The organism is Moryella indoligenes (assembly GCF_030812885.1).
Lineage (GTDB): Bacteria > Bacillota > Clostridia > Lachnospirales > Lachnospiraceae > Moryella > Moryella indoligenes.
On record NZ_JAUSTO010000008.1, the window covers coordinates 118,060 to 132,640 of the forward strand.

12 protein-coding genes are annotated in these 14,581 nt (G+C 48.5%); all 12 read right to left on the reverse strand.

Annotated elements, in window-relative coordinates; translation table 11 throughout:
• Positions 1 to 51: 51 nt before the first annotated feature.
• The 12 genes from J2S20_RS07675 to J2S20_RS07730 all read right to left on the reverse strand — a co-directional run bounded on the left by J2S20_RS07675 (position 52) and on the right by J2S20_RS07730 (position 14,431).
• Complete coding sequence (locus J2S20_RS07675; protein WP_307254736.1) at positions 52 to 1,134, reverse strand: DctP family TRAP transporter solute-binding subunit; 1,083 nt, start codon at positions 1,132 to 1,134, stop codon at positions 52 to 54.
• A 51-nt stretch (positions 1,135 to 1,185) separates the two neighbouring features.
• Positions 1,186 to 2,724: a xylulokinase gene (locus J2S20_RS07680; RefSeq protein WP_106612130.1), complete on the reverse strand. Its 1,539-nt coding sequence runs from the start codon at positions 2,722 to 2,724 to the stop codon at positions 1,186 to 1,188.
• A 36-nt stretch (positions 2,725 to 2,760) separates the two neighbouring features.
• Entirely contained in the window at positions 2,761 to 3,645 is an 885-nt protein-coding gene (locus J2S20_RS07685) for a class I fructose-bisphosphate aldolase (protein WP_211292193.1), read from the reverse strand.
• 75 nt (positions 3,646 to 3,720) lie between these two features.
• Positions 3,721 to 4,770 carry a zinc-binding dehydrogenase gene (locus J2S20_RS07690; RefSeq protein WP_307254740.1) on the reverse strand — a complete coding sequence of 350 codons (1,050 nt, stop codon included), beginning with the start codon at positions 4,768 to 4,770 and terminating at the stop codon, positions 3,721 to 3,723.
• 301 nt (positions 4,771 to 5,071) lie between these two features.
• On the reverse strand, positions 5,072 to 5,917 hold the full coding sequence (locus tag J2S20_RS07695; protein WP_307254742.1) for a MurR/RpiR family transcriptional regulator: 846 nt from the start codon (positions 5,915 to 5,917) through the stop codon (positions 5,072 to 5,074).
• A gap of 110 nt (positions 5,918 to 6,027) precedes the next feature.
• The gene (locus tag J2S20_RS07700; RefSeq protein ID WP_307254744.1) at positions 6,028 to 6,507 is read right to left on the reverse strand and encodes a hypothetical protein; all 480 of its coding nucleotides are present in this window, start codon (positions 6,505 to 6,507) and stop codon (positions 6,028 to 6,030) included.
• 81 nt (positions 6,508 to 6,588) lie between these two features.
• Entirely contained in the window at positions 6,589 to 9,744 is a 3,156-nt protein-coding gene (locus J2S20_RS07705) for a type I restriction endonuclease subunit R (protein ID WP_307254746.1), read from the reverse strand.
• A gap of 19 nt (positions 9,745 to 9,763) precedes the next feature.
• Complete coding sequence (locus tag J2S20_RS07710; RefSeq protein WP_307254748.1) at positions 9,764 to 10,363, reverse strand: restriction endonuclease subunit S; 600 nt, start codon at positions 10,361 to 10,363, stop codon at positions 9,764 to 9,766.
• A 4-nt stretch (positions 10,364 to 10,367) separates the two neighbouring features.
• Positions 10,368 to 11,558, reverse strand: a complete 1,191-nt coding sequence (locus J2S20_RS07715) for a restriction endonuclease subunit S (RefSeq protein ID WP_307254749.1) — start codon at positions 11,556 to 11,558, stop codon at positions 10,368 to 10,370.
• Positions 11,555 to 12,646 (reverse strand): virulence RhuM family protein, encoded by a 1,092-nt coding sequence (locus tag J2S20_RS07720; protein ID WP_307254751.1) that lies wholly within the window; start codon positions 12,644 to 12,646, stop codon positions 11,555 to 11,557. Before J2S20_RS07720 ends, J2S20_RS07715 begins: the two co-directional genes overlap by 4 nt.
• Positions 12,646 to 14,211 carry a type I restriction-modification system subunit M gene (locus tag J2S20_RS07725; protein WP_307254753.1) on the reverse strand — a complete coding sequence of 522 codons (1,566 nt, stop codon included), beginning with the start codon at positions 14,209 to 14,211 and terminating at the stop codon, positions 12,646 to 12,648. The genes J2S20_RS07720 and J2S20_RS07725 overlap by 1 nt, the downstream gene beginning before the upstream one ends.
• The gene (locus J2S20_RS07730) at positions 14,204 to 14,431 is read right to left on the reverse strand and encodes a helix-turn-helix domain-containing protein (protein ID WP_307254754.1); all 228 of its coding nucleotides are present in this window, start codon (positions 14,429 to 14,431) and stop codon (positions 14,204 to 14,206) included. Before J2S20_RS07730 ends, J2S20_RS07725 begins: the two co-directional genes overlap by 8 nt.
• Positions 14,432 to 14,581: the final 150 nt, after the last annotated feature.

The window sequence follows — 14,581 nt, forward strand, 5'->3', positions numbered from 1 at the left end:
CGAGAGAAGGACGCGCGAGTCGGGAGAATCTGTGTAAACTATTCTTATTGCTTACTCTCTGCCTGTGAACTTTGCAGTCGCATCAAAGAGTGCATCATCCTTGATCAGCTCCTTGAACTTCGGATAGCAGGAGCGGGAAATGTCGATGAACTGCTGCTTTGCCTCATCGCTCAGCTCATTTGCCTCCATACCGTTGTCGGTCAGAGTCTTCAGCGCAACCTGATCCTGCTCCGCCATCATGTCTACATTCCACTGCTGAACCTCTTCACCGGCCTTCATGATCGCATCCTTCTGCTCCTGTGTGAGGGAATCGAAGAACTTGCCGTTGATGCCGACCACCCAGGCATCTGCCATGTGGTTGGTGAAGGAGATATACTTCTGAACTTCATAGAACTTGTTGGAATACGGTACATCAACCGGGTTCTCCTGTCCATCCAGCGTGTTGAGCTGAAGTGCATTATAGACCTCGGAGAAGTTCATCGGAGTGGTTACTGCACCGCAGGCGGTGAAGAACTCTACATAGAGAGAGTTGTTGGGGACGCGAAGCACAAGCCCTTTCAGGTCCTCCGGGCTGGTGATGGCTCTCTTGGAGTTCGTGACCTCGCGGAAGGATCTGGTCCACTTGCCGACAACATTGATTCCCATGCTGTTGACACGGTTGAAGAGCTCGTCCGCGGTCTCGCTGTTCAGGTATTCAAGGAGCTGCTTCTGGTCATCAAACATGTAAGGTACGGAGATCACATTGAATCCGGGCTCAAAGCTTGCGTACACAGAAGAAGCAAGGATTAGCATCTGAAGAGAACCCGCGCCAAGCTGCTTGATGCCCGCTGCGGTATCGCCTCCATAGAGGGAACCATTTCCGGAAATGCTGATATCCAGAGTTCCGTTGGAATACTCCATCGCACGATTTGCAAACTCGGTTGCAGCAGCGTAAATATACGAAGCCTCCGGATCCGGAACGGAAATTGTGATCTTGGTGGCATTCGCCGCCGGAGCTGCCTGCTCCGCGCTGCTCTCTGCACCCGCCGCCGCTGCCGCAGTCGTCGTTGCAGCTGTTCCAGAACCTCCGCAAGCCGCGAGGCTCATGCAGACCATAATGCCTGCCATCATCGTAGCCAATACATTCTTTTTCATTTTATTCTCCTTTAAGCTTTAAGCTTTTATTGTTTCTTTACCAGTGTTTACTCACTGTGCACAACCCTGAACATTGTTGCGGAAGATATCCTTCAGCGCCGGATATAGGCTGATATAGGTCTGATACCTCTGTGCATAGATTGCATCGCTCTCATGATTCGGTTGAAAGTGCCTGTGAATCTTCTTCTCAACTTTAGATGAAGCCTCCTGAACATCCCGGAACACACCGGCTCCAACTCCCGCGAGCAATGCCGCGCCTACCGGGGCCATATCATTCATGTCCAGCACTTCTATCTCTTTTCCTGTTATGTCCGCCTTGATCTGCGCCCAAGTATCGCTCTTCGCGCCGCCGCCGATCGAGATGAACTTGCTGATCCGGTTTCCTGTGATGCGCTCTGCAATACCTGTGAGCTGACGCAGACCATAACCACAGCCCTCCAGCACCGCGCGATTCATCTCTCTCCGGGTCGTCTGTAACGAAAGTCCAAAGAAAACGCCTCTCGCATAAGGATCCCAGATCGGGCTTCTCTCTCCCAGCATATATGGCAGAAACACCACACCGTCACAGCCGGGATTCGCCTGATCCGCCTCGATATTCATCTGTGTAAAGGCGTCCTTGCGGCTGCCCGCCTTCTCCAACAGGTCACCATAAAACTGATTCAGAAACCAGTCATTGGCCGCACCCGCAAAGGACATTGCACCCTGATAGATCCAGGTTCCCGGCACCACGTGACAGCGATTGATAAAGCCTCTGTCAAAGACCGGGCGGTCGATGCAGACAGTCAGCACGTCCGTCGTGCCTACCGACTCACAGACATCTCCCGCCCTGGTGACCCCTGCTGCCAGTGTCGCGCACGGCGTATCTGCGCCGCCCGTCGCCACCGGCGTGCCCTCCGGAATACCGAGTCGAATCAGGTCCGGATGAATGAGCCCGCCCACAAGCTCTGTCGCCTCGCGGAGCTCCGGGAGCTTCTCCCGCGCGATCCCGATCTTCTCACAGAGCAGGTCGGACCACTGTTTTCCGCCGGACGTCTCAAAGAGATTGGTATAAGACGCATTGGAATAATCGATCGCCACCTCACCTGTCATTCTCTGCACAAGGAAGGTATTCAAATGCCCGAAATACTTTGTCTTCTGATAGGCCTCCGGGAGATGACGCTTGATCCAGAGCATCGAGGATCCGGAGAACGCTCCGGCCATGGACCCGTTCGCCGTAATGCGAAACAGCTCCTCTGCGCCGACATTTTCCAGTATCAGCTCGGCTTCCTCCGTGCTTCGCCGATCCGAGTAGATGATCGGCTCCACCACCACCTCTCCATGCTCTCCCAGCGCCACAAGCCCCGGACAGAGGGACGAAATACTGATTCCGCAAACTTTGGAAAGTTCAATCCCCTTCCCATCCCGAAGGAGACGGACGCAGGTCAAAAACGCATTCCACATGCTCTCCGCATCAATCTGTACAGAGCACTGATCCGGAGTGATAAGCCTGTACTTACTGGTGCCTATCCCAAGCAGCCTCGCATTTTCATCGATCACAGCCACCTTCAGGCTGGTTGTCCCGACATCCACTCCCAACAAATACTTAGACATCTCGCCCCTCTTCTATTCCGAAGTCTGTCACCTGAATCAGAGAATCTCGTAGTCCTTGTAATTCTTCTCACTCTTGACTGTCTTGTAGAGTTCCATGCACTGCTTTGCGTTGTAGCCCTTGTGAATCAGTCTGCGCAGTGCGATCACCAGTGCGGTGACATCCTCCGCATCCCATACCCAGCGGCCCATGGTAACACCGCCGCAGCCGGCGTCCAGAGCATCTCTGGTCATAGCCATGTAGTAATCCAGCAGCGCATCTCCCTCAAGGCCCGCCGGCGTATCACCGCCCTGAATCACAACGCGGAAGGAGGAGGGAACGCAGGAGATCACCTTTGCCATGCTCTCCGGATCTCCGGTATAGGTCGTCTTCACGACATCCAGGCCGAGCTCGCAGGCGCTTCTCGCGCAGTAAGCGATATTCTCCCAGCTGGCTCTCTGATCCTTCGGTACGCTCTCGCCCTTCGGGTATACATGACCGATCAGCGGCATTCCGATCTCATCGCAGTACTCGGAGATCTCGCCAATTCTCTCGAACTGCTCATTCTGAAAATCTCCGAGGGTAATGCAGCCAAGGGATACAGCATCTGCGCCCATGCGGACTGCGGCATCAACCGATCCGAACACTACATCGCTGGTCGGGGAAGTCGGCGCATAGTTTGAAATCTTGTGAAGAATAGAGATACCGGAACCCACATGCGGGCCCCAGCAGCGCTTCTGGATACCGCCGGTCATGGTCATCGCATCCGGGCAGCCCGCGACGATCTTATCAATCGCGCCCTGAATATCATGAATTCCTGTCATCGGCGCGATGCCTCTGGAGGTCGCATGATCCACCGTGATGGCCATCATCTTGTTGCTCTCCGGATTTACCATTCTTGCCAGTCTGACTGCCTTGCCCATTGCATACATCGGTTCTACCATAATTTTTCTCCTTTTATATAGACTCTCTACAGTTGATAGCTGCTTTTCCTGATACGCGATACGCCAGGTTCCTGCTCAGTCCTCAATGACAATCTTCAACGCTGTTCCTGCCATGTGGAGATCCAGGGCCTCGCGGAAATCGTCCAGCTTAAACTTCTGAGATACAATCGCATCCAGATCTATCTTGCCGGTCTTCACCATATCCGCCGCCTGAAGATAATCAATCCTCTTGTACGCAGTGCTTCCGGTAATATTCAACTCATTGTAGTGAATAACGCTGGGATCGAATTCGCTGATCTTCCCCTTCGGGAAGCCCGCGAAGAGGCACACTGTTCCACCCTTTTTTGCAAGCTTGAAGGTGGAATCGATCAGAGCGTTCACGCCGATCGCCATAACAATGCGGTCCACCCCCTCTTCTGCTGTCTCCTCCATAATCGCCGCATGCAGATCCTCATTCTTTGAATCTACCACACGGCTTGCGCCGAGCTTCAGTGCCAGCTCACGCTTCTCCGCATCCAGCTCAGAGACGATGACCTTCTTCGCCCCGGCAATCAGAGAGAGCTGCAGGTGCATCAGACCTATCGGCCCCGCGCCAATAATCAGCACGGTATCATTAAAGCCCGTCCCCGTGTTGCGAAGACCGCGGATGCAGCATGCCAACGGCTCGATGAGAGCTCCCGCGGCAAAGCTCACGCTCTCCGGAAGCTTCACGACATTTCCGCTCTCAATACAGACATCCGGAATTCGGATATACTCCTCAAAGCCGCCATTGAACTCATAGCCGATAGCCTTGCGATTCATGCAGGCATTCTCACGGCCGGAAAGACAGGCGGAGCAGTGTCCGCAGGGAATTACATTTGCGATGGCAACCTTTTCTCCGACCTCATAGCCCCGGACATTTTTTCCGACCTCCTCAATCAGACCGCAGATCTCATGTCCGACAACGGAATCCGGACGAACCCCCTTGGTCTTTGCACCGGTGAAAATCCTCTTATCTGTGCCGCAGAGTGCCGCCGCCTTCATCTTCAGGAGAATATCTCCATCTCCGCAAACCGGTTTTTCGATATCCATGACTTCATAGTTGTTAGGATAATTCTCAGGACCGTGTAAAATAACTGCCTTCATCTTTCGCTCTCCTCCCGATCAAGCGATCTTAGCTGTTTCATGTAATAATATTTCTTTATTTCTTGAAATTATATTAGTTCTTTAGAAATATTATTTCAAGTCTTTTCTTTTATTTTTGAAATTTTTGGTTATAGTGTTAAAGCTAAGTCATGATTTTTGTAACATTTTTTCAGACGGCGGCGTCAAAACGGGAGATGCCGCCCATTCTCCAGGACCTGCATCTCCCGCACCTGCACTTTATTCTATTCGTTTCCATCTCCACAGAGCGCAAGCAATCTGCGTCCTCTCTCTGTTTTACTGATCAGTACTTGCTCTCTGAGGTAGCTTCTCTCGTCCGTCCTATCATCTGATTGAATTTTTCATAGTCATAGAAGGCCACATTATTTACAATGGCATCTATGATGGCCAGCTGCGCAATTCTGGTGCTGATGGATTCAGACTGAAATATCGTTTCATCATAGGCTGAGCACAGCACATCATTTACCAGCCGCCCCAGCGGAGACTTTACCTGACTGATGATGCCGATGCAGTATGCTCCGTTCTTCTTCGCCGCCTTCATGCAGTTCACCACATGGTAGTTGCTGCCCGAAAAGGAAATACACACTGCGACATCTCCCCTGGTCAGGAGCGCTGAAGACATGAGCTGCAGATCGATATCATCGTGCGCGATCGCTGTCATCCCGATCTTCAGGAACTTATGCTGCGCATCCTTGGCCACAACGTGACTTCCTCCTGTGGCAAAAAAGGCCAGACGCTTCGCCCTGTATATCTTTTCTGCCACCCGTTTCATTATCTCCAGGTCCAGGCCCAGCAGGGTTCGGTTCAGAACATTGATCTCAGAGGTAAAGACCTTGCGGCACACAGTCTCAACATTATCCCCCTTCTCCAGGATGGGGTCGAACTGCTTCTCTACCGGAACCAGATCCCGCGCCGCATTCATTTTGAAATCTGTAAAGCCCCGATAGCCTACACTCTTGCAGAAGCGCACCACCGTCGCGTCCGAAACATTTGCGTTTTTTGCGAGCTCGGAGACATTGTAGTACAGCACCTCCTCATAGTGCGTCAGTATATATTGCGCAAGTCGTGTCTCCTTACTTGTGAGCTGCGGCAGCCTCCCCATAATAATCTCTCTGCAATCTCCTACCATAGCCCCTCCTCTGTTTTGTCACTGACTGTAAGAATAGCTCTTGCGCCAGTATAGCATTCATGAAATTTTATTTCAACGAGGAGTGACGCAAGCCCTTAAACTACACCTTTTCACGGAAGCACGAGGACGCTCTGTCCCGCAACCTGTGTCTCGCTCAGCTTTGCACTGGCCTCGATGTCCGGGAATATCAGGCAGCGCTGCCCTTCCTTCAGTGCAGTCAGAGAGACTGCCTCATCTCTCCCGTAGGTCTTCAGCTCTGTCTCTCTCTGGAAATTCCAGGTGAGGCCGGAGCTGTCCAACAGAGCAAACGCTCCCCCATCCTTTTCACCGACTCTTCGCACCACAACATATTCCGGAACCTGCATATCCTGCATGTTGCGGTACACTGCATAAGCTGTGACCTGAATCTCTGCTCCCTCACCGTCATGGAAAACCTCCGTGCCGGCCTTGATCTTCTGTCCGACCGCGAGCTCTCCTGCGGAGAAGCTCAATCGACGGACGGCTTTTGTGCTGCCCCAAAAGTTAGCTGCGGTCAGCTTGCGCTCCGCAACATACTGTTTGTGTCTCAGCTTTTCCAATTCTTCGCTCATAGGCAACTTCTCCTTTCTGATAATGGGCAAAACAAAAGCGACCAACTTTTTACGGTTGATCGCCTTTGGCTTGGGCATTATTTAATTGTCTTTTGCTCCATACGGTGCAGATTCTTCAGCTACCATCTGATAGCTTGGCTCGGTTTCGTAAACGACAGGCTTTTCCTGTTCTTCCGCTCTAAATTCGGCAATTCCAAGTCCGAAGTATTTCTCGAAAAAGGCTTTCAGCTTTTCGATAACACCTTGCTTTTTCTTGGCTCTGCCACCACCGCCGAAGCGTGAAACCGGGGGCATGAGCTTGTCGATTTCTGTTCCTGTCGTTTTGAATGCTCCGTCACGGAACGCATTATCAACAAACTTTCTGGTTTCTTCCGACTTCAACTTTTCGCTTGTGATGATCTCGGTCAAATCACTCTCTTCCTGTTCCAGAACAAAGCGCCGCCAGTCCGTAGTGACCTGCGTATCCACATTGACATGGCTGATAAATGCTTCGATAAGATCCTTCTTGCTGCGAAGCTGTATGCTTGCATCAACTGCTTTGCGGATGGAAGCAAGGATTTCTTTATCTTTACAGTTGCCGTCGTGATATTTTTCAACCAACATCAATATGTAGTCGATATTGATTTCCACCTGCTTAATCAGTTCAATTTCAAATTCAATATCGTCCGTAATATCCTCTTTTTCAGCATCTTCCTTTCTGCGGTACTTGTCATAGAGGTCAAGATAGATACTCTGATAATCCTGCAAATCTCGTGCGGCAATGCTGTCCATTTCTGTAAACTGGTCAAAGGACGACAGAATATTTCTCATACTGAGAATTGTGCCGAACAGTCCGATAAAGTCCTTCTCTGCCTGTTCTCCGACAATCTGAGTACCAAGAGGGAATTCCGTTTCCAGTTTTTCAAGCAGGTCAACATAGCCCGGATGATATTTCCCGTGGTTATCCTCGTAGCCGTTCCAGTAATCATTGAAGCTCTTGAGCAGAACAATGCCGCTTGCATTCTTATCTCCAAAGAGAGCGATTGCATCATCCGTAGCCTTCTGCAAATCACGGAAGCAGACAATGTTGCCGTAGGTTTTAACGGAATTCAAGATGCGATTGGTTCTGGAATAGGCTTGAATCAGCCCGTGCATTTTGAGATTCTTGTCCACCCACAGGGTATTCAGTGTGGTCGCATCAAAACCCGTGAGGAACATATTTACAACGATCAGCAAATCCACTTCCCGGTTCTTCACTCGCATGGACAAGTCTTTGTAGTAGTTCTGGAACTTGTCCGAGGAAGTATCAAAGTTGGTGTTGAATGCATCGTTGTAATCCTGAATCGCACTATCAAGGAAATCACGGGAGGTCTGGTCGAGGGTGTCGGTATCAAAGCCTTCCTCTTGCAGAACATCTTCGGGGTCATCCTCATTTGCAGAACAACTGAAAATCGTTGCGATGGTAAACTGACGGTGATTCTCCGCAATCTGCCGCTGAAACTCCTTGTAATACTTCATCGCCATGGGAATGGAGCTAACAGCAAACATGGCATTGAAGCCCGCCATCCGCTTGCCCTTCAAGGAATAGAAGCTGTTGCGTTTGGTTTTCTGGTCAAAATGCTCCAGCGTGTATTTAACGATTTCCCGAATACGCTCTGGCGCACCCATTGCCCGTTCAATGTCGATTGCTGAAACATTCTTGTCCTTGATATTCTCTTTTTCCTTGACCGTATTCACATAGTCAATGCGGAACGGAAGCACATTGCCGTCATTGATGGCATCCACGATGGTATAGGTGTGGAGCTGATCGCCAAAGGTCTGCGGCGTGGTCAGCAGCTCCATGTGCTTGCCTTTTCCTGCATTGGCGGCGAAAATCGGTGTGCCTGTAAAGCCGAACAGATGATACTTCTTGAACGCCTTGATAATTTTGGCGTGCATATCTCCGAACTGGCTGCGGTGGCACTCGTCAAAGATGATAACACAATGCTTGTTGAACACTTCGTGTCCCTTGTTTTTTGTGATAAAATTGTCCAGCTTCTGGATGGTGGTGATGATGATTTTATACTGGTGGTAGCCGCCTTTTTCGTCCCTGTCCTCAAGCTGCCTTTGCAACACTCTGGTAGAAGCGTTGCTGTTGGCAGAGCCTTTTTCAAAGCGGTCATATTCCTTCATGGTCTGATAGTCCAGGTCTTTTCGATCCACCACAAACAGAACCTTGTCCACATAAGGAAGTGCAGAAGCAAGCTGTGCCGTCTTGAAGGAAGTCAGGGTTTTGCCGCTTCCTGTGGTGTGCCAGATGTATCCTCCGGCATCCAGTGTTCCCATCTTCTTGTAGTTGGTGGATACCTCGATGCGGTTCAGGATGCGCTCGGTAGCTGCAATCTGATAGGGACGCATGACCATCAGAATTTCTTCCGTTGTGAAAACACAATACTTGGTCAGCACATTCAGAATGGTGTGCTTGGCAAGGAAGGTTTTTGTAAAATCAATCAGGTCGGCAATCACCTTATTGTTGCCGTCTGCCCAGAAGGAAGTAAACTCAAAGCTGTTGCTGGTTTTCTTCGATTTCTGTTTTGCAGATTCGCCCATTTCCTTGATATGGCTGTTTCGGGTAGTGTTGGAGTAATACTTGGTGTGCGTTCCGTTGGATATAATGAAAATCTGCACATACTCGTACAAGCCGCTCGCCGCCCAAAAGCTGTCTCTCTGGTAGCGCTTGATCTGGTTAAAGGCTTCCCGGATGGCAACGCCCCGGCGCTTCAGCTCCACATGGACAAGGGGCAGTCCGTTGACCAGAATCGTCACATCATAGCGTGTATCGTGCTTGCCCTCAGATTCCTCATACTGGTTGATGACCTGTAAGCGGTTGTTGTGAATATTCTTTTTGTCGATGAGCTGAATATTCTTAGAAGTTCCATCATCCCTGCGGAGTACCTTTACATGATCCGTCTGAATGGTGCGGCTCTTTTCAACGATGCCCTCGTTGGCATTGGCAAGGGTCTCCGTGAAGAAACACTTCCATTCGCTGTCAGTAAAGGTGTAATCGTTCAAAAGCTCCAACTGCCGTCTGAGGTTGGTGATCAGACTGCTCTCGTCATGGATAGTAAGGTACTCATACCCTTGCGTGGTCAGCAGCCGGATGAACTCTTTTTCAAGAGCCGCTTCGCTCTGAAAGCTGTCAGAGCGTGAGCTTTCCGGCGTATATTCAGCGACCACGGTGCTCTCATTGCTTGCGGCAATGATGTTATAAGCGCTCATGCAGCATCCTCCTTGTTTTTTATTTTTGCTGAAAACTCAGCAGTTTATCTCGGTAATATTCGTATTGCTTGGTTCGTGCTTCAATCTCGGCAGGCAAACCGGAATTCAGATCGTTGCAAAGAGTGTCAAAGCGGTCAAGAATTCCTACGATGCGTTTCTGCTCGTTAATGGATGGCACAGTAATTTTTGCTTTGCTGATATTATCATTATATAGCCTTGCGATTGTTCCACCAGTGGACACATTCCACGGTTGCAGTTGGTAGTAGTAATATAGATAGCGGTTCAGAACAACGCTCTCATCATTCGCAATCCAAACGATGTTGGAGTCTTGATAGTAAGCATCCTCTCCGTTAAAAATAACCGTTCTACCGATTGTCCCGGCAGCAGAAATCAGAATATCGCCCTTTCTCGGATAAGCGTAGGCTGCTCTATATTCCTCAAATTTTTCTCTGGAGATATAGGCATCCGGCTCTTTGCCGAAGGTTCCAATCTTAAAGAAAGGTACATCACCAGTAGTGCTTGTTTCAGCTTTCATGATTCGCTTGCACATGGAAACCTTTCCAATGGTACCAAGTTCAATACAAACATAACCAAAAACATATTGACAAAGCAGAATCAAGCCATTAAGCTCGTCTGTCTGTCTGTCTGTCTGTCTGTCTGTCTGTCTGTCTGTCTGTCTGTCTGTCTGTCTGTCTGTCTGTCTGTCTGTCTGTCAAGATTGTCTTGCCGGTTGCGGCGTAAGTCAAGAGGGCATCTCGATAGAACTCGTACTGCTTTTGTCTTGCTTCAATCTCAGCAGGCAGACCGATTTTCAGGTCAGAGCAGATGGCATCGAAGTTATCCAAAACATGAACAAGGCGTTCTTGAACATCAAGGGCTGGAACCGCAATCTTAACTTTTTGAAAATCGCTAAATGACAAAAACGGCTGATTTCCTTTGACATATCGTTCAATGTGTAAATTTACAAGCTGATGGTACAAATAGCGACTATTTATCTTATCCCTAACCGGCTCGCAAATTGTTCCATTATAGGTTACATAATGTTTTCCTTTGCCCCAAGTAACCGAGCCGGCAGAACCAATATGCCCGACAATAGGAGCATCTTCGCTATTATAAGTTGATGTCATTCCTACGATACCATTACACCCATATACCGGGAACTCGCCACCATCTTTTGGGATTGTGTTTCCTTTTCCATAATGCCCTTTACATACATTCTCAATCGGCATCATTATGGTTTCATTAGAAAAGGTCAGCAAGACATTCCTATAATATTCATACTGTTTCTTTCTCGCTGTAAGCTCCGCTGTAAGCTCCGCTGTAAGCTCCGCTGTAAGCTCCGTGAAATTGTCCAGAATACGGACAATTTCACTCTGTATCTCCAAAGGCGGTACAGGAATTTTAACTTTGTTCAGTACCTTTTGGGTAAGGCTTGGCACACCACCCGCTGTGTTCAACTTTTCAAGATGCTCCCGCAATAAACAGTGGTATACATAGCGAGGATGAACAAGCGAGGTGTTGATTTCGGTATAAAAGATAGTGTCTACGTTCCAAAATGGGGTATCTACGTAATACAGTTTATCAATAGAACCTTTTCTGGGAATTAAAACAGAAGGCTTATTATACACATAGCGGTCAATATAGGTCATTATTCCGCCTGAGCCATATACAGGGATATCTCCTTCGCCATACGCTTTATAATCACTACCATTTTTTATCTTTAGAATTGCTTGAAGTTCCTTATGTTCCACCCCATCCGGGCAGTACTCCTGAATCAGTTCGTCCAACTTGCTCTGTTTTCTCTCATTGCTCATTCGTCCTCACCCTCCTTTCCGGTTTCCGTTTCAATCGCTTCCGGCAAACTCGGCGCTGCTTCTTCCAGCAATATCCTGTCGAAGTCGCTTTGATACAACTGATCCTGCACGATGCGATATTTTTCAAACTCGCTCAGGGCGTGGCTTTTTGCCAGCTCTGCGGAGATTTTTCCGGCATCTTGTAATACATCTCTGTCCCAAACCTTCAAAAAACCATTCAGCCGTGCTTCCCAATCTGCCATTGTCATGGGAATGTGTCGCTCTGCCTGTGCTTCTGCCAGATCCAGATATGCCGAAACAATGCGTCCCAACTGGGAAAGCTCCTTTTCGGTCAAATAGTTTTTCGCTGCCACAACGTCATAGGCATGAATTTTACTTTTGGGCGAACCGTCCCATGTGGTAAGCCCCATATGCTCCTTTTCCGCATCCGCTCGGTTATAGATAACCTCGGCTGCCGTTTGCCCATGAACACTGTAATGCAATTTGTTTTGTACCGCTGCAAAAAAGCGTTTTGTAGCCGCTGCAGAAGGGTCGTAGTCCAAAGCCGTGGCATAAATATCGGTAATTTTCTGATAAAATTTTCGTTCTGAAAGACGAATCTCACGGATTTTTTCCAGTTGCTTTTCAAAGTATTCTTTTGTCAGCACCGTTCCGCTGTTTTTCAGACGGTCATCGTCCATAACCCAACCTTGAATGGTGTAATCTTTTACAATCTGGTTTGCCCATTTTCTAAACTGCACCGCTCGCTCGTTATTCACCTTGAAGCCAACCGAAATAATCATTTGCAGATTATAATGATTTACTTCGCGGGCAACCTGACGGGAACCTTCCGTTTGAACTATCCGATATTTTCGGATAGTTGCCGATTTCTCCAATTCTGAATCGGAATATATTTTTTTAATATGGTCATTGATGGTTCGTACATCCACATCATACAAAGAAGCCATCATTTTTTGCGTCAGCCAGATATTTTCATCTTCATAACGCATCTCTATGCTTTTTTCGTCTGCGCCTGTGGAGGCAACAAATGTCAGATATTCCGCAGTGGAGGAACGAACAATGCTGATTTCACGCTTGTCCTTCTTCATCATCCCACCTCGATTTCCGCAATAATCTTTGCGATTTCATCTCGAAGAACCTGTTCACGGGCAACGATTTTCTCAATCTCGGCATTAAGCTTTACAATGTCGATTTTCTCTCTGGTGTCCTCGGCTTCCACATAGGTGGAAACGGAGAGATTATAATCATTGTCCGCAATTTCCTCATAGCTTGCCAGATGAGAGAAGTGTGCTTCCTCGGCTCGATTGGCGAAGGTGTCTACGATTCTTTCGATGTTCTCTTGTGTCAGCTTGTTGTTGTTCGTTACCTTGATACACTCAGCGGAAGCATCAATAAAGAGTGTTTTGTTGTCGGCTTTGCCCTTTTTCAGCACCATAATGCAGGTCGCAATAGAAGTTCCAAAGAACAGATTGCTCGGCAGCTGGATAATACAATCAATAAAGTTGTTGTCGATCAGGTATTTTCTGATTTTCTGCTCTGCACCGCCACGGTACATAATGCCGGGGAAGCAGACGATTGCTGCTGTGCCGCCTGTAGCCAGCCACGAAAGGGAGTGCATGATAAAGGCAAGGTCGGCTTTAGACTTCGGTGCGAGAACGCCAGCCGGAGAAAAACGAGGATCGTTAATCAGCAGAGGGTTGTCATCACCAGCCCACTTGATGGAATAGGGCGGATTGGAAACGATCAGCTCAAACGGTTCATCGTCCCAATGCTGCGGTGCGGTCAGTGTGTCCTCGCAGGCAATATCAAACTTATCAAAGCCAACGTCATGCAGGAACATATTGATACGGCAAAGGTTGTAAGTAGTGATATTGATTTCCTGTCCATAAAAGCCGTTTCTGACGGCATCTCTGCCCAAAACCTTTTCGGCTTTCAGAAGCAGAGAGCCAGAGCCGCAGGCAGGGTCGTAGACTTTATTGATTTCAGTCTTGCCCACCGTGCCAAGTCTGGTGAGCAATTCGGAGACATCCGCAGGGGTGAAGAACTCGCCACCGGATTTTCCTGCACCAGATGCGTACATGGTCATCAGATATTCATAGGCATCGCCAAAGGCATCAATATCATGATCCTTCACATCACCAAGGTTCATATCAGCCACACCATGCAGAAGTTTTGCAAGGCGTTCATTTCTCTTTGCAACGGTAGAACCGAGCTTATTGCTGTTTACATCAAAATCATCGAACAGTCCGGCGAAGCTGCTTTCAGAAGATGAGCCTTTTGCAGAACTTTCAATATGGTTGAATACACGCTCCAAGGTTTCGTTCAGGTTTTCATCGTTGTCGGCGCTGAGATTGACATTGCAAAACAGCTCGGACGGAAGAATAAAGAAGCCCTTTTCTTCTACCAAGCCGTCACGAGCTTCTTCTGCATCGGTATCGGGCATTTTGGCATAATCAAAATCGGTATTTCCGGCTTCCTGTTCACCGGAATTGATATAATTGGTCAGGTTCTCGGAGATATAACGGTAAAACATCGTACCGAGGACATAGTTCTTAAAATCCCAGCCGTCAACTGCACCACGAAGTTCATCAGCGATTGCCCATATCGCACGATGCAGTTCGTCACGCTCTTGTTCTTTCTTTGTATCAACCATGCTTTTCCTTCTCCTTTTCGTTCGGTATAAATTCCAGAATATCGTCAACGCCACAATCGAGGGCATTGCAAATCCGTTCAATGCTCTCTAAGGCTATATAGTTATCACGCTTTAATCGGGTAATGATGTTAGCACTAAAGCCGCCTTTTTCCATCAGCTCAGCATTGGTCATTCCCTTATCAATCATAAGATGGAACAGTTTCTTGTAGCTTACCGCCATAGCTTCGCCCTCCTTTTGCTATATTTCTTATCATGTCACGAATAAGTGAAAAAATCAAATCATCAGCGATAAAATCAAATTGGATTTTCATCCTCGTATTATAGTGTTATACCCATTCTTTCCCCTCGCTGGGGTATCGGGTATGCTGTT

Coding starts and splice junctions, on each gene's coding strand:
- J2S20_RS07690 (WP_307254740.1), bottom strand. CDS start 4,770: ATGAAGGCAGTTATTTTACACGGTCCTGAGAATTATCCTAACAACTAT.
- J2S20_RS07675 (WP_307254736.1), bottom strand. CDS start 1,134: ATGAAAAAGAATGTATTGGCTACGATGATGGCAGGCATTATGGTCTGC.
- J2S20_RS07730 (WP_307254754.1), bottom strand. CDS start 14,431: ATGGCGGTAAGCTACAAGAAACTGTTCCATCTTATGATTGATAAGGGA.
- J2S20_RS07725 (WP_307254753.1), bottom strand. CDS start 14,211: ATGGTTGATACAAAGAAAGAACAAGAGCGTGACGAACTGCATCGTGCG.
- J2S20_RS07705 (WP_307254746.1), bottom strand. CDS start 9,744: ATGAGCGCTTATAACATCATTGCCGCAAGCAATGAGAGCACCGTGGTC.
- J2S20_RS07695 (WP_307254742.1), bottom strand. CDS start 5,917: ATGGTAGGAGATTGCAGAGAGATTATTATGGGGAGGCTGCCGCAGCTC.
- J2S20_RS07700 (WP_307254744.1), bottom strand. CDS start 6,507: ATGAGCGAAGAATTGGAAAAGCTGAGACACAAACAGTATGTTGCGGAG.
- J2S20_RS07720 (WP_307254751.1), bottom strand. CDS start 12,646: ATGAAGAAGGACAAGCGTGAAATCAGCATTGTTCGTTCCTCCACTGCG.
- J2S20_RS07685 (WP_211292193.1), bottom strand. CDS start 3,645: ATGGTAGAACCGATGTATGCAATGGGCAAGGCAGTCAGACTGGCAAGA.
- J2S20_RS07680 (WP_106612130.1), bottom strand. CDS start 2,724: ATGTCTAAGTATTTGTTGGGAGTGGATGTCGGGACAACCAGCCTGAAG.
- J2S20_RS07715 (WP_307254749.1), bottom strand. CDS start 11,558: ATGAGCAATGAGAGAAAACAGAGCAAGTTGGACGAACTGATTCAGGAG.